The following is a 25,081-nucleotide window of genomic DNA, read 5'->3' as shown; positions in this document are numbered from 1 at the left end:
GTAGTCGGGTCTCATCCCACCAAAGAAAGATAGCCTCAGGCCACCGCCGCCGGGATCGGGCGCGGGCTCACGACGTATTCGCGCAAAACCTTGTCGTTGGCATCGACCTCGATCAGCGAGACGTCATAGGTCCAGAGATCGGCGAGGTGCTGGAGCACGCGCTTGGCGTCGGTCTCGTTGAGCTGCGAGCCCTTGATGACGTGGTGATGCAGGATCAGCCGGCGGTCGCCGGAGAGATCGACGTCGACCACCTCGATATTGGCATCGATGAAGCCGACATCGTGCTGCCGCGCCAGCTCGCGCCGGACGCGGCGGAAGCCGCGCTCGTCGTGGATGGCATCGACCCTGATGCCGGCGCGCTCCTCGGGATCGTCGTGCAGATGGAACATGCGGAATTGCCGCATCAGCTTCGGGCTCAGGAATTGGCCGATGAAGCTTTCGTCGCGGTAATTGGCCCAGACGTCGCGGAGCACGCCCATGACGTCGTTCTTGCCGGCGATGTCGGGGAACCATTCGCGGTCCTCGTCCTCGGGCCTGGTGACGATGCGCTCGATGTCCTGCATCACGGCAAAGCCGAGCGCATAAGGGTTGAAGCCGGAGAAGCGCGGGTCGTCGAATTCGGGTTGGAACACCACGTTGGTGTGAGACCCCAGGAATTCGAGGAAGTTGCCGTCGCTGATGCGGCCCTGCTCGTGCAGCTTGGTCATGATGCGATAGTGGACGTAGGTCGCCGTCCCCTCGTTCATCACCTTGGTCTGGCTCTGCGGATAGAAATATTGCGCGATGTGGCGGACGATGCGCAACAGCTCGCGCTGCCAGGGGGCGAGCCGCGGCGCGCTCTTCTCCAGGAAATAGAGCAGGTTCTCCTGCGGCAGGCCGAGCAGCTTGCGGCGGCGCTCGATGCTGAGCGCCGAGCGGCTCTTGGCCGCCCCCTTCGGCACGGTGCGCCAGAGATCGTTGAAGACCTCTTCCTCATGCTGGCGGCGGCGCCCTGCCCTCTTCTCCTCGGCGCGCAGGTCCAGCTTCTTCTTGCCGGGATAGCGGTCGATGCCGTGCGACATCAGCGCATGGGCGGCGTCCAGCGTGCGCTCGACCTCGATGCGGCCGTAGCGCTCCTCGCAGGTCGCGACGTAATTCTTGGCGAAGTCGAGATAGTCGAGGATGCCTTCGGCATCGGTCCACTGCTTGAACAGATAATTGTTCTTGAAGAAGTGGTTGTGGCCGAAGGCGGCGTGCGCGATCACCAGCGTCTGCATCGTCGCCGTGTTCTCCTCCATGAGGTAGGAGATGCAGGGCGAGGAGTTGATCACGATCTCATAGGCGAGCCCCATCAGGCCCTTGCGGTAGGACGCCTCGTGAAACGCGAAATGCTTGCCAAACGACCAGTGCTTGTAGAACAGCGGCATGCCGACCGAAGAGTAGGCGTCCAGCATCTGCTCGGCGGTGATGACCTCGATCTGGTTCGGATAGACGTCGAGGCCGAGATCCTTCAGCGCCACCTCCTCGCAGGCATCGGTGATGCGCTGCAAGGTGCGGAAGTCCCAATCCGCGCCTTCGAACAAGCGTTCCGTCATGGAGCGGCTTTCTCCTGTGCAGTATCGCGGCGCTGGAACAGATCGTGGAACACCGGGAAGATCTCGCTGCGCTCCGAGACCTTGCGCATCGAGAGTGGTGCACCGCTGTTGCGCAAGCGGTCATAGAGGGTCCAGAGCGAGGAGTCGGAGAGATCGAAGGCGCTGCCGCCGGATTCCCCGACCTCGAGATAGGCGAAGAACTGGCAGACCGGCAGGATCTTGTCGGTCAGCAGCATGCCGGTGAGCTCGCCGTCGGAATAGGAGTTGTCACCGTCGGACGCCTGCGCGGCGTAGATGTTCCAGTCCGCCGGATTGAAGCGCTCGCGCACGATCTCGTGCATCGCCTGCAGCGCGCTGGAGACCAGCGTGCCGCCGGAGGCCGGGCCGTAGAAGAAGGTCTGCTCGTCGACCTCCTCGGCGCGATCGGTGTGGCGGATGAAGACAATCTCGACATGCTTGTAGCGCCGCTTCAGGAACACGTAGAGCAGCATGTAGAAGCGTTTGGCGAGATCCTTCATGTGCTCGGACATCGAGCCCGACACGTCCATCAGGCAGAACATCACGGCTTGCGCGACCGGCCGCGGCACCTTCTCGTAGCGGCGGTAGCGGATGTCGAGCGGGTCGATGAAGGGAATGCGCTTGGACTTCGCCTTGAGCTTGTCCAGCCTCTCGATCAGCTCGGCCCGCAGGTCCTCGTCGGTGCAGGCGGCAATCTCCGCCTCCAGCTCCTCGATCTCGCCCTTGCGCGGACGGCGCAGTGCGATGCGGCGCGCGAGCGCGAGCTGCACGGTGCGGCTCACCGAGATGTTGGCGGGCGAGCCCGACGTGGTGTAGCCGGCGCGCTGGATGCCCTCGCTCTCGGTCTGCGCGATCTTGCGCTTGGCGAGATCCGGCAGCTCGAGATCGTCGAGGAAGAGATCGACGAACTCGTCGCGGGAGAGCACGAAGCGGAAGGCGTCCTCGCTGTCGCCCTCGCCAGGACCCGAATCCTTGGCGCTGCCCTGGCCGGAGCGCTGGAGGTAGTCGCCCTCGATGAACTTCTTGTTGCCGGGCAACACCATGTCGCGCGTTCCGCCTTCGCGGCGGAAACGCGGCTCGTGCATGCCGTCGAGCGGAATCGTGACCTCACCACCCTCCAGGACATCCTTGATGTCGCGTTCCTGCGAGGTCTTCTTGACGGCGCCCTGCACCAGCGATTTTGCCCGACGCAAGAACCGCTGCCGGTTCTCAAGGCTCTTGCCGCCCGGATTCAGGCGCCTGTCAATAATATGAATGGCCACGTTCCCATCCGCCTCAACCGGCCTGCTTCACACGCATGTACCATTCGACGAGCCGGCGAACCTGACGCTCGGTGTAGCCGCGCTCCACCATGCGTGCCACGAACTCGCCGTGCTTCTTCTCCGTCTCGCCGTCCTTCTTCGACCCGAAGGAAATGACCGGAAGCAGGTCCTCGACCTGAGAGAATATCCGCTTTTCGATCACGTCGCGAATCTTCTCGTAGGAGGTCCAGGTCGGATTCTTGCCGGCATTCTGTGCTCTGGCCCGTAACGAGAACTTGACCACCTCGTTGCGGAAGTCCTTGGGGTTGGCGATGCCGGCCGGCTTCTCGATTTTCGTCAATTCCTGGTTCAACAGTTCGCGATCAAGAAGCTGGCCGGTGTCGGGGTCCTTGAAGTCCTGGTCCTCGATCCAGGCGTCGGCGTAGTCGACGTAGCGGTCGAACAGGTTCTGGCCGTAATCCGAGTAGGATTCGAGGTAAGCCTTCTGGATCTCGTTGCCGATGAACTCGGCATAGCGCGGTGCCAGCTCCGCCTTGATGAACTCCAAGTAACGTTTCTCGGTTTCCTCCGGCAGCTGCTCGCGGCGGATCGACTGCTCCAGCGCATACATCAAGTGCACGGCATCGGCGGCGACCTCCTGCGGGTCATGGTTGAAGGTCGCAGCCAGGATCTTGAAGGCGAAGCGGGTGGAGACGCCGTCCATGCCTTCGTCGACGCCGGCGGCGTCGCGATATTCCTGGACGCTGCGCGCCTTCGGATCGGATTCCTTCAGGCTCTCGCCGTCATAGACCCGCATCTTGCCGAACAGCGTCGAGTTCTCGTGCTTGCGCAGGCGCGACATCACCGAGAACCGAGCCATCGTTTCCAGTGTCGACGGCGCGCACGGCGCAGACGCCAGCTCCGAACCCTGGATCAGCTTCTCGTAGATCTTCTGCTCTTCGGTGACCCGCAGCACGTACGGCACCTTGATCACGCAGATGCGGTCGATGAAGGCCTCGTTGTTCTTGTTGGCCTTGAAGCTCGCCCACTCCGCCTCGTTGGAGTGCGCGAGAATGACGCCGGTGAACGGGATCGCGCCGATGTTCTCGGTGCCGATGTAGTTGCCCTCCTGCGTCGCGGTCAGCAGCGGGTGCAGCATCTTGATCGGCGCCTTGAACATCTCGACGAACTCGAGGATGCCCTGGTTGGCGCGGTTGAGGCCGCCGGAATAGCTGTAGGCATCAGGATCGTTCTGCGCGTAGGTCTCGAGCTTGCGGATATCGACCTTGCCAACCAGCGAGGAGATGTCCTGGTTGTTCTCGTCACCAGGCTCGGTCTTGGAGACCGCGATCTGGCGCAGCCGCGACGGCTGGATTTTTGCGACTCTGAACTGAGAAATGTCGCCGCCGAAAGCTTCCAGCCGCTTGTAGCACCACGGGCTCATCAGGCCGGTGAGACGCCGGCGCGGAATGCCGTATTTCTCCTCCAGCATCGGCCCGAGATGATCGGGATCGAACAGGCTGAGCGGGCTCTCGAACACCGGCGAGAGCTCATCGCCGGCCTTGAGCACGTAGATCGGCTGCACTTCCATCAGCGACTTCAGCCGCTCGGCGAGCGAGGACTTGCCGCCGCCGACCGGACCGAGCAGATAGAGGATCTGCTTGCGCTCTTCGAGGCCCTGCGCCGCGTGCCGGAAGAAACCGACGATGCGCTCGATGGTTTCTTCCATACCGTAGAAGCCGGCGAAGGCCGGATAGGTGCGGATGGTGCGATTCAAAAAAATACGGCCAAGGCGTGGGTCCTTGGCCGTGTCAATCGTCTGCGGATCGCCGATCGCTGCTAGCAGTCGCTCGGCCGCATTTGCGTATTTCATGGGATCGCTTCGACACGATTCCAGATATTCCGCCATCGACATGTCGTGCTGGCTTCTCGCCTCGAACGACCGAGCGAAAGCGTTGAATAGAGAATCGTTGTACATGATCCCTCTCCGCGTGAGTTCCGCTACAAGCTGAAACGAAAGCAGTTACCGGACCGTTCCTCAGGCCATTTCGAATCAGCGTGAGCACATGACGATCATTGGACACCCGGGTGCCAACTCGACGCAACGCACAACGTAGGCACTCCATGAGTTACGAACAGGCACATGCCTGTAATTTGTGCGAATCTATGTCTATATTGGCTCATTTCCAGAAAATGTCACTTGGTCGCAACATCCGGGCATTACCGGGGATGCGCCCATCCGGCGCCGCAGCATAGCGAGCTGCGGGCGGCGATCTTATGACGCTTCTACGGCGAAGCCTTGAGCGCCGCCTTGCGTCGCTCGTTCATCTTCCTGCTGCAATGCAGTGCGCGGACCGCCGGCGGCATGACAGTCGCGACAAGCACGCAGCAATGTATCAAAATCGGTCGCCACCCCCTCCGAATGGATGACAATCCGATCGCTCTGCGCCCGGCGGCCCAAGCCGCGGATGGCGCCGAGCTGCCGCCGCAAGGCCGGCGTCGACGTCAGCACGATCATCTTGTGCCCGCGGCTTTCCTCAGCCGAAATCTCCGCAATGGAGTCCCACAGCAGGAATTCATGACCGATGCGCAGATCGCGGATGCCGAAAGGAGTGACGAGCACCACCGGCCCAGCTCGGCCGGGTGCAGCCGGATCAGCCTGCTGGTCACCAAGCCAAACAAGGCGACACCGACATAGCCGTCCGTCGTACCGTAGTCGCCGAGCCCGTCCCACAAGTCGAAAGCGAGGCTTGCACTGAGCAGGGTCATCACAAAGCCCGCCGCGACCAGCAGTCGCAGGCGTGTCGCGCATTGTCGGATTTCGAGATCGCACGACGCCTCGACGCTTGCGGACGGCGCGATCGATTGCGGCTATTGGCAACGGCGAATGTAACGCCGCCAGTATGTGCGTTCATGCGGTCCCCAGCATGACCGTTCGCGATCGGCCTACGGCGACGTGGCCGGCGCTATGCAACGGGACCTCGGCCGAACCTTTCGGCCAACGACTTTTTACGCAACACGGCTATCGCCGCCTGGATCGCCATGATCGCGACGGAGTTACACTGAGAGTATGACGCAAATACCCTTGATTGGTTCCCTCCGGGGAGCATGTAAGCTAGAGGATAGCGCGTCAGGACCGGCGCGGAAACCCCTCGCCCCCAGGCTTGGAGATAAATAAGCACCATGAATCCCGTCAAAGAACTGGAAAAGCACGGACAAGCCGTCTGGCTGGACTTCCTCGCCCGCGGCTTCATCGCCAACGGCGACCTGAAGCGGCTGATCGACACCGACGGCGTCAAGGGCGTCACCTCCAATCCCTCGATCTTCGAGAAGGCGATCGGCAGCTCGGACGAGTACGACGCTCCAATCGGAAAGGCGCTGAAGCGCGGCGACCGCACCGTGGCCGACCTGTTCGAGGCGGTCGCGGTCGAGGACATCCAGAACGCGGCCGACGTGCTGCGCCCGGTCTATGACCGCCTCAAGGGCGGCGACGGCTATGTCAGCCTGGAAGTCTCGCCCTATCTGGCGATGGACACCGCCGGCACCGTCACTGAGGCGCGGCGGCTGTGGAAGGACGTTGGCCGCAAGAACCTGATGGTGAAGGTGCCGGCGACGCCCGAGGGCCTGCCGGCGATCGAGACGCTGATCGGCGAAGGCATCAGCATCAACATCACGCTGCTGTTCTCCAAGGCGGTCTATCTCGAGGTGGCCGAAGCCTATCTTGCGGGCCTGGAGAAATACGTCGCCGGCGGCGGCGACCCCTCGCATGTAGCGAGCGTCGCCAGCTTCTTCGTCAGCCGCATCGACACCATGGTCGACAAGCAGCTCGACGAGAAGATCGCCCGCGCCAACGACCCATCCGAGAAGGAGCGGCTCGCCGCGCTCAAAGGCAAGGTCGCGATCGCCAACGCCAAGATCGCCTATCAGGATTACAAGCGCCTGTTCTCCGGTCCGCGCTGGGAGAAGCTCGCGGCCAAGGGCGCCAAGCCGCAGCGCATGCTGTGGGCCTCGACCGGCACCAAGAACAAGGACTACAGCGACGTCCTCTACGTCGAGGAGCTGATCGGCCCCGACACCATCAACACCGTGCCGCCGGCAACGCTCGATGCGTTCCGCGATCACGGCAAGCCGCGCGACAGCCTGGAAGAAAACATCGACGACGCTAGGCGCGTGCTGGAAGAGCTGGAGCGCTCCGGCGTGTCGCTCGACGCCATCACCGAGGAGCTGGTCAAGGACGGCGTCAAGCAGTTTGCCGATGCCGCCGACAAGCTCTATGGCGCGGTCGCGCACAAGCGCGCCACCGTGCTCGGACCCGCGATCGATCGCCAGCAGCTCTCGCTCGGCGACGGGCTCGGCAAGGCCGTGGCCAAGAGCACCGAGGAATGGCGCGCATCCGCCAAAATCCGCAGGCTGTGGCAGCGCGACAAGTCTGTCTGGACCGGAACGGACGAGAACAAATGGCTCGGCTGGCTCGACAGCGCGGCCAAGGCCGACGTCGCCGATTACGAGGACTATGCCAATCGCGTGAAGGGGCAGAAATTCTCCGATGCCGTCGTGCTCGGCATGGGCGGATCGAGCCTCGGCCCCGAGGTGCTCGCCGAGACCTTTGGCAAGAAGCCCGGCTTCCCGAAGCTGCACGTGCTTGATTCCACCGATCCGGCGCAAGTGCGGGCGATGGAGGCCAACATCGACATCGCCAGCACCGTGTTCATCGTCTCCAGCAAGTCCGGCGGCACCACCGAGCCGAACGCGATGAAGGACTATTTCCACGAGCGCGTCGCGCAGGCCCTCGGCCCGAAGGCCAAGACCGGCTTCCGCTTCATCGCGGTGACCGATCCCGGCTCGTCACTGGAAAAGGCGGCGAAGAAGCTGAACTACGCCCGCATCTTCCATGGCGAGCCTTCGATCGGCGGACGCTATTCGGTGCTCTCGCCATTCGGCCTGGTGCCGGCGGCGACCGCCGGCATCGATGTCAAGACCTTCATCAAGCATGCGCAGGCGATGGCCCGCTCGTGCGGGCCGGACGTGCCGCCGAGCGAAAACCCGGGCGTGCAGCTCGGCCTCGCCATGGGCCTCGCCGGCCTCGAAGGCCGCGACAAGGTGACGATCCTGGCGTCGAAGAAGATCGCCGATTTCGGCGCCTGGGCCGAGCAGCTGATCGCGGAATCGACCGGCAAGGAAGGCAAGGGCCTGATCCCGATCGAGGGCGAGCCGCTGGGCGAGTCCGCGGTTTACGGCAACGACCGCTTCTTCATCGACATCCGCACCGAAGGCGAAGCGGATGCCGCCCATGACTCCAAGCTTGCCGCCATCGAGGCGGCCGGCCATCCCGTGGCGCGCATCGTCATGAAGTCGATCGACCATCTCGGCCAAGAGTTCTTCCGCTTCGAGATGGCAACCGCAGTGGCGGGCAGCATCCTCGGCATCAACCCGTTCGACCAGCCCGACGTGGAAGCAGCCAAGATCAAGACCCGCGAGCTCACCGCGTCGTTCGAGAAGACCGGCGCCCTGCCGGCCGAGGAGCCGGTGGTCAGCACGGATGAGGCCGATCTCTACACCGACGAGGCCAACGCCACGGCGCTGCGCGCGGCCGGTGCCAATGGCGACCTCAGCTCCTGGCTGAAGGCGCATCTGTCGCGCTCGGGCGACGGCGACTACGTCGCCCTGCTCGGCTACATCGCGCGCGACAAGGCCACGATCGACGCGCTCCAGGCCATGCGGCTCGAGGTGCGCGACAAGCGGCATGTCGCCACCTGCGCCGAGTTCGGGCCGCGCTTCCTGCACTCGACCGGTCAGGCCTACAAGGGCGGACCCGACAGCGGCGTGTTCCTCCAGATCACCGCCGACGACGCCAAGGACCTTCCCGTGCCGGGCCAGAAGGCGAGCTTTGGCGTGATCAAGGCGGCGCAGGCGCGCGGCGACTTCGACGTGCTCACCGAGCGCGGCCGGCGCGCCCTGCGGGTGCACCTAAAGGGCCCGCTCAAGAAAGGTCTCGCGGCGCTCAATGCGGCGCTCAACGATGCGCTGAATTAAGGAGATCTCTCACATGCAACTCGGCATGATCGGCCTCGGCCGGATGGGCGGCAACATCGTTCGCCGCCTGATGCGCCACGGCCATACGACCGTGGTCTATGACAAGGACGCCAAGGCCGTCGCCGGCCTTACCGCAGACGGCGCGGTCGGCTCGGCCACGCTCGAAGAGTTCATCTCGAAACTCGAGCGGCCGCGCACGGCCTGGGTGATGCTGCCGGCCGGCCACATCACCGAGACCACGATCGAGACGATCGCCGGCGTGATGCAGGACGGCGACGTCATCATCGACGGCGGCAACACCTTCTGGCAGGACGACGTCCGCCGCGGCAAGGCGCTGAAGGCGCGCGACATCCATTATGTCGACGTCGGCACCTCCGGCGGCGTCTGGGGCCTCGACCGCGGCTATTGCATGATGATCGGCGGCGAGAAGGCCGTGGTGGACCGGCTCGATCCGATCTTCGCCGCGCTTGCCCCCGGCGCCGGCGACATCCCGCGCACCGAAGGACGCAACGGGCGCGATCCCCGCATCGAGCAGGGCTACATCCATGCAGGTCCCGTCGGCGCCGGCCATTTCGTCAAGATGATCCACAACGGCATCGAATACGGCCTGATGCAGGCCTATGCCGAAGGCTTCGACATCCTCAAGAACGCCAATATCGAGGCGCTGCCGGCGGATCATCGCTACGATTTCGATCTGGCGGACATCGCCGAGGTGTGGCGGCGCGGCAGCGTGATCCCGTCCTGGCTGCTCGACCTCACCTCCACCGCGCTCGCCGACAGCCCGCTTCTGTCGGAATATTCTGGCTTCGTGGAGGATTCCGGCGAGGGCCGCTGGACCGTGAATGCGGCGATCGACGAGGCGGTGCCGGCAGAGGTGCTGACCGCGGCGCTGTACACACGTTTCCGTTCCCGCAAGGAACACACCTTTGCCGAAAAAATTCTCTCCGCGATGCGTGCGGGTTTCGGCGGCCACAAGGAGCCGAAGCCGCCGGGCGCGGCGAAGCCCAAATAAGCGCTGAAGCAACAAGTAACAAACGAAGGCCCAACATTCGTGACAAAAGACCCGCAAGCCAAGCGCAAGCCGGAAAATTGCGCCTTCGTCATCTTCGGCGTCACCGGAGACCTCACCCATCGCCTGGTGATGCCGTCGCTCTACAATCTCGCCGCCGAGCACCTGCTGCCGGAAAAGTTCTGCGTCGTCGGCGTGGCCCGCAGGGGCCAGTCGGATGACGAGCTGCGCGACAGCCTGCTGAAGGGCCTGCGGCAATTCGCGACGCGGCCCGTGGACGACGACATCGCCCGGAAGCTGCTCGAATGCGTCACCTTCGTCGAAGCCGATGCGAAGGACCCGCCTTCTTTCGATCGCCTGCGCGAGCATCTGGATTCGCTGGAATGCGCGCAGGACACCGGCGGCAACCGGTTGTTCTACCTCGCGACCCCGCCGGCCGCGTTCGCGCCGACGGCGCGCGAGCTCGGCCGCACCGGCATGATGAAGGAGAACGGCGCCTGGCGCAGGCTCGTGATCGAAAAGCCGTTCGGCACCGACCTCGCCTCGGCGCGCGCGCTGAACGGCGAGCTGCTGAAGATCATGGACGAGCACCAGATCTACCGGATCGATCATTATCTCGGCAAGGAGACGGTGCAGAACATCCTGGTGCTGCGCTTTGCCAACGGCATGTTCGAGCCGATCTGGAATCGCAATCATATCGACCACGTCCAGATCACGGTGGAGGAAAAGCTCGGCGTCGGCCATCGCGGCGGCTTCTACGATGCCACCGGCGCGCTGCGCGACATGGTGCCGAACCATCTGTTCCAGCTGATGTCGCTGGTGGCGATGGAGCCCCCCGCCCGTTTCGATGCGCATTCCGTGCGCTCGGAGAAGGCCGACGTGCTCACCGCGATCCAGCAACCGAACGAGGAAGAGGCGTTGCGAAGCTCGGTGCGCGCGCAATATCTCGCGGGGCGCATCGGCGAGGACGAGATCCCGGACTATCGCAAGACCGAGGACGTCAAGCCCGGCAGCAGCACCGAGACCTTTGTCGCGCTGAAGCTGATGATCGACAATTGGCGCTGGGCCGGCGTGCCGTTCTATCTGCGGACCGGCAAGGCGCTCGGCCACAAGCGCACGGAAGTCGCGATCAAGTTCAAGCAGGCGCCGCTGTCGATGTTCACGGGCACGGACGTCGACCGCCTGTCGCAGAACTTCCTCACCATCGGCATCGCGCCGACCGAGACCATCGAGCTGCAGTTCAACGCCAAGATTCCGGGGCCGAGCATCACCATCGACGGCGTCGAGATGAAGTTCAAGTACGGCGACTATTTCCGCGCCGATCCCTCGACCGGATACGAGACGCTGATCTACGACTGCATGATCGGCGACAACATCCTGTTCCAGCGCGCCGACGGCGTCGAGGCCGGATGGCAGGCGGTGCAGCCGTTCCTGGACGCCTGGAAAAATGCCGGCACCAACGGCATCGAGACCTATCAGGCCGGCAGCGACGGCCCGAAATGCGCCGACGAGCTGCTTCGCCGCGACGGGCGCAGCTGGCGGAAATATTCGTGATGGCTGCAGCCGGCCAGCCGGAGCTGATCGTCGCGGCCGACGCCGAGGCTCTGGCGCAAACCGCAGCCGAGCGGGTGATGGCGCGGATATCAGCCAATCCCTCGCGCATCGCGATCTGCCTCACCGGCGGCTCCAGCCCGAAGAAGCTCTATCAACTACTCGGCAGCGACGCATGGCGCGGCAGGATTCCGTGGGACCGCGTGCACTGGTTCATCGGTGACGAGCGTTTTGTCCCAGAGAGCGATCCGCTCAACAACATGGCGGTGGCGCGCGCGACCTTTCTCGATCGCAATGCGCCCGCTGGCCATATCCATCCGATCCCGACCACCGCCGGAAATCCCGATGCCAGCGCCGCGGCCTATGCGCGCGAGCTGCAGGCCTTCTACGGCTCGGACCGGCTCGATCCGGCGCGGCCGCTGTTCGACATGGTCCTGATGGGTGCAGGGCCGGACGGTCACACCGCCTCGCTGTTTCCCGGCTATCCCGAGATCGAGGAGACCGCGCGCTGGGTCGTCGGCGTGCCCAAGGCCAATGTCGCGCCGTTCGTGCCGCGGGTGTCGCTCACGCTGCCCGCTTTGGCGTCCTGCCGCGAGATGCTGTTCGAGATTGCCGGGCACGACAAGCAGCCGATCTTGACGCGCCTCCTCAATGGCGAGAATCTGCCGGCTGTACGCGCGCGCTCGAATGGTGAGACCGTCTGGCTGGTCGACAGGGCCGCGCTTCCGGAGGGAATTCGTGGCGGGCGTTGAAGCACCTTGTGCGTTGATCGTGATGGGCGTGTCGGGTTCGGGCAAGAGCACAGTTGCAGCCGCGCTCGGTGAGCGGCTCGGCTGGCGCTTCGAGGACGGCGACAGCTTTCACCCCGCGAGCAACGTGGAGAAGATGCGGGCCGGCCATCCCCTCACCGACGAGGACCGCTGGCCCTGGCTCAACGCCATCGCCGACGAGATCGCGCGGGTCTGCGGCAAGGGCGGGCACGTGATCATCGCCTGCTCGGCGCTGAAGCACACCTACCGCGACGTGCTGCTGCGCGGACGCGACGACGTCCGCTTCGTGTTCCTGAGGGGCACGAAAGAGCTGATCGCCGAGCGGCTGGCGCAGCGCAAGGGTCATTTCATGCCGCCCGGGTTGCTGAAGAGCCAGTTCGACACGCTCGAGCCGCCGGAGGCGGGCGAGCACGTCGTCACCGTCTCGATCGACGAGACTGTCGAGGCGATCGTCGACGGCATCGTCCGGCAGTTGAAACTGGGCGGCGCGACGCTGAGGCCATAACCAAAGGTCCTGCCATGACGAAAATCTCACTCGTTGTCTCCGACGTCGACGGCACGCTGCTGACCAAGGACAAAACGCTGACCGAGCGCGCGAGGAGCGCGGTGCAGCGGCTGCACCAGGCCGGCATCGGCTTCACCATCACCTCCAGCCGCCCCGCCATCGGCATGCGCTTCCTGATCGAGCCGCTGGCGCTGTGGCTGCCGGTCGGCCCGTTCAATGGCTCCTCGATCATCGATCCCGAGATGAGGCCGGTCGAGCAGCACCTGATTCCGGCGGGCGCCGCCGAACGGTCGTTGCAGATCCTGCGCGAGTTCGGCGCCGACATCTGGCTGTTCACCTACGACAAATGGCTGATCGACAACCCGAACGGCAAATACGTCGCGCATGAGCAGCACACCATCCGCTCCGACCCCACCATCGTGACGGATTTTTCGCCGTACCTCGCCAGCGCCTGCAAGATCGTCGGCGCCAGCGCCGATGCCGCCGGGCTCGAGGCTTGCGAGAAGGCGATGCAGGAGGCCCTCGGCAGCGAGGCCACCGCGGTGCGCTCGCAGACCTACTATCTCGATATCACCCCGCCCGGCTTCAACAAGGGCACGTTCGTGCAGGCCATGGCCAAGCGCCTCGGCATCTCGACCGATGCGGTCGCCACCATCGGCGACATGCAGAACGACCTCGCCATGTTCCGCGTCAGTGGCACCTCGATCGCCATGGGCAACGCCACCGACGACGTCAAGGACCAGGCCACCCACGTCACCGCGAGCAACGAGCAGGATGGTTTTGCCGAGGCGATGGAGATGGTCTTGAAGTGGAACGGGGTGGGCTAGACGGGCTGCCGGCTGGTTTCAACCTCTCCCGCTTGCGGGAGAGGCGGCGGGTGAGGGCTCTGTCCTCTAGGGATTCTCGCCCGGCGGAGACACCCTCTCCCCAACCCTCCCCCGCAAGCGGGGGAGGGAGCGCACCTCCGCTCTGGTAGCGATCAAAGCTCATGCACGGTCACTACTTCGACCGTTGCATCGCCGGCTTCTCGCTCTTCTGCCTCGCCGCCGACAGATTATGCGCGGTGTTGATCAGCGCGATGTGGGTCAGGGCCTGGGGGAAATTGCCGGTCTGGCGTCGCGCCACGGAATCATATTCCTCGGCGAGTAGCCCGACGTCGTTGGCAATGTCGACCACGCGGTCGAACAAGACTTGGGCCTTGTCGAGATCGCCCGACAGCACATAGGCATCGGCGAGCCACAGGCTGCAGGCCAGGAACGCGCCTTCGAGCGGCGGCTGGTCCGCAGGCACCTCGCGCGGATCGTGCCTCAGCACGAAGCCGTCGCGCATCAGGTGCTGTTCGACTGCCGCGATGGTGCCGCGGATGCGCGGGTCGTCGGCCGGCAGGAAGCCGACGCCGGGCAGCAGCAGCACGCTGGCATCGAGCAGCTTCGAGCCATAGGACTCGACGAAAGCATTCCCCTCCGCGTCGAAACCCCTGCGGCAGACGTCACGATGAATGGCCTCGCGCAAGGCGCGCCAGTGCAGCAGCGGCGCCTTGAAGCCAAAAGTCTCGGCGCTCTTGATGCCGCGGTCGAAGGCGACCCAGGTCATCACCTTCGAGAAGACGTAATGCCTCGGCTGACCGCGCCGCTCCCAGATGCCGTGGTCGGGCTTGTCCCAGACCTCGGCGAGGTGATTGAGCACGTTGCATTCCAATGCCCAGCTCTCCTCGTCGAGCTTCAGCTTGGCCATGCGCGACTGGTGGAAGGCGTCGATCAACTCGCCGTAGACGTCGAGCTGGAGCTGCGCATGCGCGGCATTGCCGACGCGCACCGGCTGCGCGCCCTCATAGCCGGCGAGCCAGCCCGCCTCCCATTCCAGCAGGCGCCGCTGGCCCCAGATGCCGTACATGATCTGCATGTTCGCCGGCGCGCCGGCGGCCGCGCGCAACAGCCAGTTGTGCCAGGCCGAGGCTTCCTCGGTGTAGCCCGAGTTCATCAGCGCCAGCAGCGTGAAGGTGGCATCGCGCAGCCAGCAGAAGCGGTAATCCCAGTTCCTGCTGCCGCCGAGCTTCTCCGGCAGCGAGGTGGTGGGCGCGGCGACGATGCCGCCGGTGGGAGCGAAGGTCAGCGCCTTCAGCGTGATCAGCGAGCGCACGATGAGATCGTGATAGGGGCCGTCGCGGGTGCAATGGCGGCACCAGTCCTTCCAGAACGCTTCGGTCTCTTCGAGCGCCTGCTCGGGGTCGATCGGCCCGGGCGGCTCGAGATGCGAGGGACCGTAGGTCAGCACGAAGGGGACGGTCTCGCCCTCCTTCACCTCGAAATCGGACACCGTGGTGAGGTCCTCGCCGCGGGTCTCGACCGGCGTGCGCAGCACCGTCATGTCCTGGCCGCAGATCGCGAGCAGGGAATGGTCGATCCGCCGCACCCAGGGAATGTCGACGCCGAAGCCAAAACGGATCACGAGCTCCATCCGCATCTTCACCGTGCCGCTGATGCCGCGCACCAGCCGGACGACGTCCGAGGCCTTGCCGCGCGGCGGCATGAAGTCGACCAGCGCGACGGTGCCGGTCTTGGTCTCAAGGCGCGTCTCGAGGATGAGAGTATCGCCGCGGTAGCGGCGAGAGGTCTTGACGACGTCATCGGCTGGCGTGATCAGCCAGCGGCCGTTCTTGTTTGTCCCGAGGATCGCGGCGAAGCAGGCGTCGGAATCGAAGGCCGGCCAGCACAGCCAGTCGATCGAGCCGTTGCGCCCGACCAGCGCAGCGGTCTCGCAATCGCCGATCAGCGCATAGTCCTCGATCCTCTGAGACAATGTCGTTCGAGCCTGGAAACCCCGGCTCATCAACGCCCATCGGCCAAGGAACGTTCCCGCGTCGCGGCCTTCAAAGCCGCGAGATCGACCTTCTTGGCGATCTGGTCGAGCGCAACGGGCAGGCGCTGGCGCCAGTTCGGATGCTCGTCGATCGTGCCGGGAATGTTGGGCTGGTCGATCACGCCGAGCAGGTCCTCCAGCGACACCGCCAGCAGCCGCGACGGCGTGCGCGACAGGAAGGCGAGCACCGAATAGAGGTCGTTGGCGCTGATGCCGTTCTGCCGCAGGATCTCGTCGAGCGCGCCGAGCGCGTCCCAGCGGGCCTGGTCGTCCTCGCCGGGATCGAGCCCGAGCGAGCGCTTCATCTTGAGATCGCTGAACGAGCGCCAGCCCTCATAGGTGCACAGATCATGCGTGTTCAGCGTCACCAGCGCGTTCGGGCGATAGTGGTCGATGTTGCGGAAATGGCCGGAATCGTCACGCTCGAACATCATGACGAGGTAGGACCAGATGCCGAAATCCTGCATGGTCTCGCGGAAACCTTCCGGCACGGTGCCGAGATCCTCGCCGATCACGATGCATTTGTGGGCTGCGCTCTCGCGCACCACCGCGCCGAGCAGCGCCTCGAACGGCATCTGCACATAGGCCCCGTTGTCGGGCTTGAAGCCGCGCGGCACCAGATAAAGCCGCTTCAGGCCCAGCACGTGATCGAGCCTGATAGCACCGGCATGGCGCATCGACGCAGCCAGCATGTCGGCAAACGGCACAAAGGACTGCGCTTCGAGGCCGCCGGCATTGAAGCCGGCAAGGCCCCAGTCCTGGCCGACGGTGTTGAGCACGTCGGGCGGCGCGCCGACCGCGAGATGGCGCGAGATCGCCATCTGCTCGTTCCAGGCATCGAAGCCATTGGACTGCACGCCGACGGCAACGTCGAGATAAAGTCCGACGCGCATGCCGAGCTGGCTCGCCAGCTCCCTTGCGGCACGCAATTGGCTGTCCGCCGTCCATTGCACGAATTCGACGAACTCGACCTCGCGCTTGTCGGGGCCGTTGCGCAAGCCCGCGCATTTCGCCTCATCCGGCTGCTGCCATTCCGCCGGCCAGTCCCACCACGGCCCCGTGAAGCGATGGCGCAGCACCTCGAAACAGGCAAAGCGCGACAACAGCGGCGCGCGTTCGGCGCGGAAGGCGTCGAACGCCTTCAGGCGCGCCGCGCTCGCGCTGGTCACGAAGCTGTTGAATGCGGCGCGCAACGCCGGCCATTTCAAGGCCGCCATGGCGGCGTAGGGCACGCGATCGCCCTGGCGGAGCCGCGCAGCGGTCGCAGCCGCATCCGGCACGAGATCGGCGGAAAATTCGGGGATTGCCTCGACGTCGATATAGAGCGGATTGAGGAACAGCCGGCTGTTCGGCGAATAGGGGCTGCAATCTGAGGGATGATCGTCGAACAACACGTGCAGCGGATTGAGCCCGACGCCGTCGGCGCCGAGCTGTTTTGCCAGCCGGAGGAGCCCGGCCAGATCGGTGAAATCGCCGATGCCCCAATTGCGGTTCGAGCGGACGCTGTAGAGCTGCACGGCGAGGAGCCAGCCGCGGTCGAAATCGCCGCCGAAGGCGCGCTCCGGCGCCACGATCATCGGCACGTCTTCGCTCACGCCTTCGGCATCGGTGAGTGTCAGCCGGTGATAACCGGGCGGGAGGCCCGCGGGCCAGGCGATCACAGGCTCGCGCGTCTCGCCTTGCGCGATGACGCTGTCCTTGCCGATGATTTTCCATCTGAGCGGCGCGGTGCCGATCGTGGCCAATTCGGTGCGCGGATTGCCCAGGGCACGGACCACGACCGGCCCGGCGACGAAGCGGTAGACCCGCTTCTCCGGCAGGGCGTCGAGGATGGATTTGAGGGCCACGGGATCGGTGACCCGCAGCTTGCCGAGGGCGTCGATAAATTCAGATTGAACGCCCTTGATCCGGGCTTGAGCTAAAAGATCCATTCGGCACGCAGCTTGCAGGCCATTGTCTGGCCGGTGGCATCGATTTTAACGAGGTCGCGGAAGAGGTTAGTCAGGGGTAACTCGCAAACTGCGCTTGCCGTTCCCGAGGGAACCAATGACACACAAGCGGCTTTCTATAGTGGTACCAAGCGTAGGTTCCCGACAAGGGAAACGGGCTCCTGCTTTCTTGTCAATGGCATCACCGTGAACAAGACAATTCAAACTGTCGAGAGTGCCGCTGCCGGCAGCGCTTTCCTCATCGAAAACGTCTATCCCTCGATCGACGGCGGCCGTTTCGCCGTGAAGCGGATTGCGGGCGAGCGCGTCGAGGTCTGGGCCGACATCTATCGCGGCGGTGATGCCGTGATATCCGCCGCGCTGATCTGGCGAGGAGAGCAGGACCGCGAATGGCGGAGCGAGCCGATGATCCATCACGGCAATGACCGCTGGTCCGGCGCGTTCACGCCTGTCGAGCCCGGCCAATATGTCTATGTGATCGAAGCCTGGACCGACGAATTTGCGACCTGGTCAAACGGTGTCGCGCGAAAACAGCGCACCGGCGCCGATGTCAGCCTCGACGCGGTCGAGGGCGCCGGCCTGCTGACCAAGGCGCATGGCGCAGGACAGGACGCTGCAGCTGTCATCATCAGGCAGTGCGCGGATTATCTTGAGACCGGAAACGTCGCCCCGCTGCTTGGGGCCGAGCTCGGCAAGGCCATGGCCGAAAGCCAGTCGCGGCCCGACCTGACCCGCTCGCCGCCCTTCCCGCTTATTATCGACCGCGACAAGGCGCGCTTTGGCGCCTGGTACCAGATGATGCCGCGCAGCCAGAGCCGGGTCCCCGGCCGGCACGGCACGCTGCGCGACTGCATCGCGCGCGTGCCGGATATCGCCGCGATGGGCTTCGACGTGCTCTACCTCACGCCGATCCAACCGATCGGCCACACACGCCGCAAGGGCCGCAACAATGCGCCGGTGGCGACCGAAGGCGAGCCGGGCTCGCCCTATGCGATCGGCTCAGCCGCAGGCGGACACGATGCGCTGCATCCCGAGCTCGGCACCATCGAGGATTTCCGCGCGCTGGTCGCCACTTGCCTCGAATACGGCCTCGAACTCGCGCTCGACTTTGCCGTGCAATGCTCGCCGGATCATCCCTGGCTGACGCAGCATCCGGAATGGTTCAAATGGCGGCCGGACCGCTCGGTGCGGACGGCCGATCGTCCCTATTCGGACATCGTCATCCCCGATTTCGCCTCGGTCGATCGGGGCGGGCTGTGGAACGCGTTCCGCGACGCCATGCTGTTCTGGATCGACCATGGCGTCACCATCTTCGCCATCGCCAACCACGACACCGCGCCGCTGCCGTTCTGGGACTGGCTGATCGGCGACATCCGCCGGCGGCACCCCGAGGTGATCCTGTTCTCCAAGACGTTTACGAAGCCGAAGCCGATGAAAGGCCTCGCCAAGCTCGGCTTCGCGCAGTCCTTCACCTATTTTCCCTGGCATACTTTGAGGTGGGAGCTGGAACAATATTTTGACGAGCTGACGCGCTATCCGGAGCGCGACTTCTATCGCCCGAACCTGTTCGTGAACACGCCTGACCTCCTGCCCTTTCATCTCCAGAGCGGCGAGATTTGGGCCTTCAAATCGCGCGTCGCGCTGGCAGCGACGCTGTCGGGCAGCTTCGGCATCTACAGCGGTTTCGAGCTGCTCGAGCACGAGGCCGTGCCCGGCCGCGAAGAGTATCAGGATTCCGAGAAGTACCAGATCAGGCAGCGCGACTGGGACAAGCCAGGCAACATCAAGGCCTACATCGCCGCGCTCAACCGCATCCGCAACGAGAACGCGGCGCTCCAGCAGACCGCAAGCTTGCGCTTCCTCGGCGCTGAGGACGGCGAGACCATCGCCTTTGCCAAGGAGGCGACTAACCCGGCCAACACGACAATCGCCGTCATCGCGCTCTCGCGTCATCCACGCGAATTCTGGCTGCCGCTCGGCGACCTCACCATCGACGTCGGCGGCGAACGCCGCCACGTCACCGCACTCGAAAATCTCCTCACCGGCGAACAGTGCCGCATCGAATGGGGTGGGCTCAAATTGCGTATCGATCCCGACCGCGATCCGGCACTCCTGTTCCGCTGCCTGGCGTAAGGGGTCACGCCATGAACGTATTGTCTTCCGTCGACACCAAGAAGGCCGAGTCTGCCGAGATCGTGGACGAGCTCTGGTACAAGGACGCCATCATCTACCAGCTCCACGTCAAGGCCTTTGCCGACAGCAACAATGACGGCATCGGCGACTTCGCCGGGCTGACCGAGAAGCTGCCTTATCTGCAGGACCTCGGCGTCACCGCGCTGTGGCTGCTGCCGTTCTATCCCTCGCCCGGCCGCGACGACGGCTACGACATCGGCGACTACGGCTCGGTCAACCCCGATTTCGGGACGATGAAGGATTTCAAGCGCTTCATCCAGGAGGCGCAGAAGCGCGGCTTGCGCGTCATCACCGAGCTCGTCGTCAACCACACTTCCGACCAGCACAAATGGTTCAAGCGCGCGCGCCGCAGCCATCCGGGCTCCAGCGCCCGCAACTGGTATGTCTGGAGCGACACCGACCAGAAATACCAGGGCACGCGCATCATCTTCACCGACACCGAGAAGTCGAACTGGACCTGGGATCCGGAGGCCGGCGCGTTCTACTGGCACCGCTTCTTCTCGCACCAGCCCGACCTCAATTTCGACAATCCGCGCGTCGTCAGCGCCATCATCCAGGTGATGAAGCGTTGGCTCGACGCCGGTGTCGACGGCTTCCGGCTCGACGCCATTCCCTATCTCTGCGAGCGCGAAGGCACCTCGAACGAGAACCTCCCGGAGACGCATGCGATCATCAAGCGCCTGCGCCAGGAGCTCGACGCGTACTCCAAGGGCAAGCTGCTGCTGGCCGAGGCCAACCAATGGCCGGAGGACGTGCAGGAATATTTCGGCCGTGGCGACGAGTGCCACATGGCCTACCACTTCCCGCTGATGCCGCGCATCTACATGGCGATCGCGCAGGAGGACCGCTTCCCGATCACCGACATTTTGCGCCAGACGCCTGATATCCCGGCGAGCTGCCAATGGGCGCTGTTCCTGCGCAATCATGACGAATTGACGCTGGAGATGGTCACCGACGTCGAGCGCGACTATCTCTGGACCACCTATGCCAACGATCCCCGTGCGCGCATCAATGTCGGCATCCGCCGCCGCCTCGCGCCGCTGATGGACAACGACCGCCGCAAGATCGAGCTGATGAACTCGCTGCTGCTGTCCTTCCCGGGCACGCCGATCGTCTATTACGGCGACGAGATCGGGATGGGCGACAACATCTATCTCGGCGATCGCAACGGCGTGCGCACGCCGATGCAATGGAGCCCGGATCGCAATGGCGGGTTCTCGCGCTGCGATCCCGCCCGGCTCTACGCACCGCTGATCATGGACCCGGTCTATGGCTACGAATCGGTGAACGTGGAGGCGCAGTCGCGCAGTCTGTCCTCGCTGCTCAGCGCCACCAAGCGGCTGATCTCGGTACGCAAGTCGACGCTCGCCTTCGGCCGCGGCACCATGACCTTCATCCGCCCGGCCAACCGCGCGGTGCTGGCCTATGTCCGGCAATATCGCGACGAGGTCATTCTCTGCGTCGCGAATCTGTCGCGCGCAGCGCAGGCGACCGAGCTCGATCTGTCACCGTGGAAGGACCGCATCCCACAGGAGATGCTGGGGCGCACGCGCTTCCCCCCGATCGGCGAATTGCCCTACATGATCACGCTGGGGCCCTACGGCTTCTACTGGTTCCAGCTTCAGGAGCGCGACAAGTCCGAGCCGGTGACGCCGCGCGCGGTGCCGGAGTTCGAGACGCTGGTGGTGCCGGTCAATTCGAACTGGGTGTCGCTGGCGCGCGAGCGCGGCGTGTTCGAACGCGACGTGCTGCCGGGCTTCCTGTCGCGGACACGCTGGTATCCCGAGCACAATCCCAAGCACATCAAGGCCACGCTCACCTCCGCGGTGCCGTTCAGCGACATCGGCGACAACAGACCCTGGATCGCGTTCTTCGAGACGACGCGGGACGACGTCACCACGCGCTACGTGATGCCGATGCAGATCGAGTGGGTGCGCTTCGACCGCGAACGCTTCAACCCGAAGGCGCTCGCCGCCGTGCGCCAAGGCGCGCGCGAGGGCACGCTGCTTGACGTTGCGACCGAGCAGATCTTCATCGGGCTTTTCCTGCGGGGTCTGTCGCAAAACCTGGTGGTGGACGAGAACAATTTGCGGCTGGAGTTCAAGGCCACCAGCCGGTTCGCCGATTACACCATCAAGGAGCCCCAGCGCATCCGCGCGATCGAGCAGTCGAACAGCACTGCGCTGGTCGACAACCAATATGTCGCCAAGATCTACCGCCGGCTCCAAAGCGGGACCAGTCCCGAGATCGAGATCGGCCGCTATCTCACGGAAGTGGCCCGCTTTGCCAACGCGCCGGCACTGCTCGGCAGCGTCGAGCTGATCGAGGGCGATCACCGCAGCGCGCTCGGCGTGCTGCATGCCTATGTCGAGAACCAGGGCGACGGCTGGACGGTGACCACGGGCTATCTCGACCGCTATATCGACGAGCAGCGCGTGCTGCCGCCAGGGGAAACGCACCGCGAGACCCAGGAGCAGGCCCCCTATCTGCACTTCATGGCGCAGATCGGCCGGCGGCTCGGCGAGCTGCATGTCGCACTGGCCGCGGCAAAGACCGACGATCTCGCCCCTGAGCCGATCGGCTCAACACAAATCGAGCGCTGGGTCTCCGACCTCAAGGCGCGCGCCGAGCGGGTGTTCGAGCGCCTCGCTGAGAGCCGCGACGGCCTGCGGGAGGCGGACCGGCCGCTGATCGACCGCATCATCGCGGCACGCAACACCCTGCCCGACCGGCTGAATGCACTATTGCGTTCCGGGATCGGCGGGTTGAACATCCGTCATCATGGCGACTTCCGCCTCGGGCAAATTCTGATCGTGAAGGATGACATCTTCATCATCGATTTCGACGGCGATCCGCGTCTGCCGCTGGCCGACAAGCGGCGCAAGCTGCCTGCCGCGCGCGACGTCGCCGGCCTGATCCGCTCGATCGACCTTTCGGTTAACGCAGCCCTTGGCCGCGCGCGCATGGGCGCGTCCGACGAGCAAGACCGGCTCGCCGCTGCGCTCGACGAATGGCGCGAGCGTGCGACCGCGACGTTCCTCACTGCCTATGACGAAGCCATGACGGATCGCCGGCTCTGGCCGGACGATGCGCAAGCCTCGGAAGGCCTGTTAAGGTTTTTCCTGCTTGATGAAGCGTTCGACGAAGTAGAGTACGAGCTGTCCCACCGGCCCGAGGGGCTCCATGCGCCGCTGACCGGACTGCTTCGCATTCTGTCCAGTACCGAGAGCGAAGCCCATGCCTAAACTGCCTGCCGAAGCCTACGCCATCATCGAAGGCCGTCACTCCGACCCCTTCCACTATCTCGGGCTGCATCCCGAGGGTGGCAAAAGCGTGGTGCGCGCCTTCCTGCCCGAAGCCTCCAATGTCGAGGCGGTCGGCGAGCATGGCGAGGTCGCAGCCCTCGACCGTGTCCACGCTGCCGGCCTGTTCATCGGCGCGCTGCCCAATGGCTCCAAGCACTATCAGCTGCGCGCAAAATTCGGCGACAATGTCGTCGAGTTCGAGGACGCCTACCGCTTTCCGCCGATCCTGACCGACTTCGATCTCTATTTGCTCGGCGAAGGCACCCATCAGCGCCTCTACGACAAGCTCGGCGCGCATCCGATGCGGCTCGAAGGCATCGACGGCATCGGCTTCGTCGTGCTGGCGCCGAATGCGCGGCGCGTGTCCGTGGTCGGCGACTTCAATTTCTGGGACGGGCGGCGCCATCCGATGCGGGTGCGTGGTGCCGGCTATTGGGAATTGTTCATTCCGCATGCGAAGAGTGGCGATCACTACAAGTTCGAGATCATCGGCCCGCACGGCCATCTGCTGCCGTTGAAATCCGATCCGCTGGCGTTCGCGAGCGAGGTGCGGCCAAAGACGGCCTCGATCGTGTTCGACGAGGCGCATCTGCCACGCCCCCGCCCGGCGCCCGACGGCATCAACGCGCTGTCGGCGCCGATGTCGATCTACGAGGTCCATCTCGGCTCGTGGCGGCGCAAGAACGGCAATGAATGGCTGACCTATCGCGAGCTCGCCGAGCAGTTGCCGGCCTATGCCCGCGACATGGGCTTCACCCATCTCGAATTCCTCCCCGTCAGCGAGCACCCGTTCGACGGCTCCTGGGGCTATCAGCCGACCGGACTTTATGCGCCGACCAGCCGCTTCGGCACGCCGGACGATTTCGCCGCCCTGGTCGATGCCTGCCATCGCGAGGGCATCGGCGTGCTGCTCGACTGGGTGCCCGGCCACTTCCCTGACGATCCGCACGGGCTCGGCAGCTTCGACGGCACGGCGCTATACGAGCACGCCAACCCGCTCCAGGGCCGCCATCTCGACTGGGGCACGCTGATCTACAATTACGGCCGCACCGAAGTGACCAACTTCCTGGTGTCGAACGCGCTGTTCTGGCTGGAGCGCTATGCGATCGACGGCCTGCGCGTCGACGCCGTCGCCTCCATGCTCTATCTCGACTACAGCCGCCCGCCGGGCGCCTGGATCCCGAACCAGTATGGCGGGCGCGAAAACATCGAGGCGATCAACTTCCTGCGCCGCTTCAACACCGAGCTGTTCGCCCGCTTCCCGCAAGCCACCACCGCCGCCGAGGAATCCACCGCATGGCCGCAGGTGTCGCGCCCGGTCGAATTCGGCGGGCTCGGCTTCGGCTACAAGTGGAACATGGGCTGGATGCACGACACGCTGAACTACATCAGCAAGGATCCGATCCATCGCAAGCATCATCACGGCGAGATCCTGTTCGGCCTGCACTACGCCTTCTCGGAGAACTTCATCCTGCCGCTGTCACATGACGAGGTCGTGCACGGCAAGCGCTCGATCCTCGGCCGCATGCCCGGCGACGAATGGCAGCGCTTTGCGAATTTGCGCGCCTACTACAGCTTCATGTTCGGCCATCCCGGCAAGAAGCTGCTGTTCATGGGCGCGGAGATCGCACAGAGCCGCGAATGGAATCACGACCAGTCGCTCGACTGGCACCTGCTCGAATACAAATACCATTCCGGCATCCAGGCGCTGATCCGCGACCTCAACCGGCTCTATCGCGCCGTGCCGGCGCTGCACCAGATGGATTGCGACCAGGCCGGCTTCGAATGGCTGATCACCGACGATGCCAACCGCAACGTGTTCGCCTGGCTGCGCAAGGGCTTTGACGAGCACGCGCGCTGTCTCGTCCTCGTCAACTTCTCCCCCAACGTCTATCGCAACTATCGCGTGCCCGTGCCCTTTGCCGGCAAGTGGAAGGAAGTGTTCAATTCGGACTCCGGCCATTACGGCGGCGGCGACGTCGGGAACATCGGCGAGGTCCAGGCCGTTGACGGCGAGCTCCGCCTCACCGTTCCCCCTTTGGGCGCGATCTTCCTCGTTCCGGAAAGCTGAACC

General features: G+C 64.5%; 15 protein-coding genes. 9 read left to right on the top strand and 6 right to left on the bottom strand.

Annotation, left to right across the window (positions count from 1 at the left end; translation table 11 throughout):
- Positions 1-35: 35 nt before the first annotated feature.
- The 4 genes from AAFG16_RS11010 to AAFG16_RS10995 form a co-directional block, all read right to left on the bottom strand.
- Positions 36-1,574: a SpoVR family protein gene (locus tag AAFG16_RS11010; RefSeq protein ID WP_342739117.1), complete on the bottom strand. Its 1,539-nt coding sequence runs from the start codon at positions 1,572-1,574 to the stop codon at positions 36-38.
- Positions 1,571-2,848, bottom strand: a complete 1,278-nt coding sequence (locus AAFG16_RS11005) for a YeaH/YhbH family protein (protein WP_283086848.1) — start codon at positions 2,846-2,848, stop codon at positions 1,571-1,573. The genes AAFG16_RS11010 and AAFG16_RS11005 overlap by 4 nt, the downstream gene beginning before the upstream one ends.
- A 19-nt stretch (positions 2,849-2,867) precedes the next feature.
- Positions 2,868-4,811: a PrkA family serine protein kinase gene (locus AAFG16_RS11000; RefSeq protein WP_211404878.1), complete on the bottom strand. Its 1,944-nt coding sequence runs from the start codon at positions 4,809-4,811 to the stop codon at positions 2,868-2,870.
- 297 nt (positions 4,812-5,108) lie between these two features.
- Positions 5,109-5,459 carry a hypothetical protein gene (locus AAFG16_RS10995; RefSeq protein WP_342739116.1) on the bottom strand — a complete coding sequence of 117 codons (351 nt, stop codon included), beginning with the start codon at positions 5,457-5,459 and terminating at the stop codon, positions 5,109-5,111.
- Between the two features lie 557 nt (positions 5,460-6,016).
- Here AAFG16_RS10995 and AAFG16_RS10990 point away from each other — a divergent pair.
- Genes AAFG16_RS10990 through AAFG16_RS10965 form a run of 6 tightly spaced genes read left to right on the top strand, consistent with a single transcriptional unit; the run spans position 6,017 to position 13,528 of the window.
- Positions 6,017-8,866: a bifunctional transaldolase/phosoglucose isomerase gene (locus AAFG16_RS10990; protein ID WP_342739115.1), complete on the top strand. Its 2,850-nt coding sequence runs from the start codon at positions 6,017-6,019 to the stop codon at positions 8,864-8,866.
- Positions 8,867-8,879: 13 nt separating this feature from the next.
- Entirely contained in the window at positions 8,880-9,878 is a 999-nt protein-coding gene (gene gnd / locus AAFG16_RS10985; protein WP_342739114.1) for a phosphogluconate dehydrogenase (NAD(+)-dependent, decarboxylating), read from the top strand.
- Positions 9,879-9,917: 39 nt separating this feature from the next.
- A complete protein-coding gene (gene zwf / locus AAFG16_RS10980; protein WP_283084558.1) occupies positions 9,918-11,429 on the top strand; it encodes a glucose-6-phosphate dehydrogenase in 1,512 nt (503 codons plus the stop codon).
- Positions 11,429-12,178 carry a 6-phosphogluconolactonase gene (gene pgl, locus AAFG16_RS10975; protein ID WP_283086847.1) on the top strand — a complete coding sequence of 250 codons (750 nt, stop codon included), beginning with the start codon at positions 11,429-11,431 and terminating at the stop codon, positions 12,176-12,178. The genes zwf and pgl overlap by 1 nt, the downstream gene beginning before the upstream one ends.
- Entirely contained in the window at positions 12,165-12,701 is a 537-nt protein-coding gene (locus AAFG16_RS10970; RefSeq protein ID WP_283084557.1) for a gluconokinase, read from the top strand. The genes pgl and AAFG16_RS10970 overlap by 14 nt, the downstream gene beginning before the upstream one ends.
- 14 nt (positions 12,702-12,715) lie before the next feature.
- Positions 12,716-13,528, top strand: coding sequence for an HAD family hydrolase (locus tag AAFG16_RS10965; protein ID WP_342739113.1), 813 nt, complete (start codon positions 12,716-12,718; stop codon positions 13,526-13,528).
- Positions 13,529-13,700: 172 nt separating this feature from the next.
- Here AAFG16_RS10965 and AAFG16_RS10960 read toward each other — a convergent pair whose 3' ends face one another.
- A complete protein-coding gene (locus AAFG16_RS10960) occupies positions 13,701-15,500 on the bottom strand; it encodes a glycoside hydrolase family 15 protein (protein WP_342739112.1) in 1,800 nt (599 codons plus the stop codon).
- A gap of 29 nt (positions 15,501-15,529) precedes the next feature.
- Positions 15,530-17,491 carry a 4-alpha-glucanotransferase gene (malQ, locus tag AAFG16_RS10955; RefSeq protein ID WP_342739111.1) on the bottom strand — a complete coding sequence of 654 codons (1,962 nt, stop codon included), beginning with the start codon at positions 17,489-17,491 and terminating at the stop codon, positions 15,530-15,532.
- Between the two features lie 204 nt (positions 17,492-17,695).
- On the opposite strand from malQ, the gene AAFG16_RS10950 reads away from it, so the two are divergent.
- Genes AAFG16_RS10950 through glgB form a run of 3 tightly spaced genes read left to right on the top strand, consistent with a single transcriptional unit; the run spans position 17,696 to position 25,078 of the window.
- The gene (locus AAFG16_RS10950; RefSeq protein ID WP_342739110.1) at positions 17,696-19,642 is read left to right on the top strand and encodes a maltotransferase domain-containing protein; all 1,947 of its coding nucleotides are present in this window, start codon (positions 17,696-17,698) and stop codon (positions 19,640-19,642) included.
- Positions 19,643-19,653: 11 nt separating this feature from the next.
- A complete protein-coding gene (gene treS, locus AAFG16_RS10945) occupies positions 19,654-22,947 on the top strand; it encodes a maltose alpha-D-glucosyltransferase (RefSeq protein ID WP_342739109.1) in 3,294 nt (1,097 codons plus the stop codon).
- Positions 22,940-25,078 (top strand): 1,4-alpha-glucan branching protein GlgB, encoded by a 2,139-nt coding sequence (gene glgB, locus AAFG16_RS10940; protein WP_283084551.1) that lies wholly within the window; start codon positions 22,940-22,942, stop codon positions 25,076-25,078. The genes treS and glgB overlap by 8 nt, the downstream gene beginning before the upstream one ends.
- Positions 25,079-25,081 lie beyond the last annotated feature (3 nt).

Source organism: Bradyrhizobium sp. B117, from assembly GCF_038969555.1.
Taxonomy (GTDB): domain Bacteria; phylum Pseudomonadota; class Alphaproteobacteria; order Rhizobiales; family Xanthobacteraceae; genus Bradyrhizobium.
Note: the sequence above shows the minus strand (reverse complement) of the source record. Positions and strands in the feature narration are given on the sequence as shown.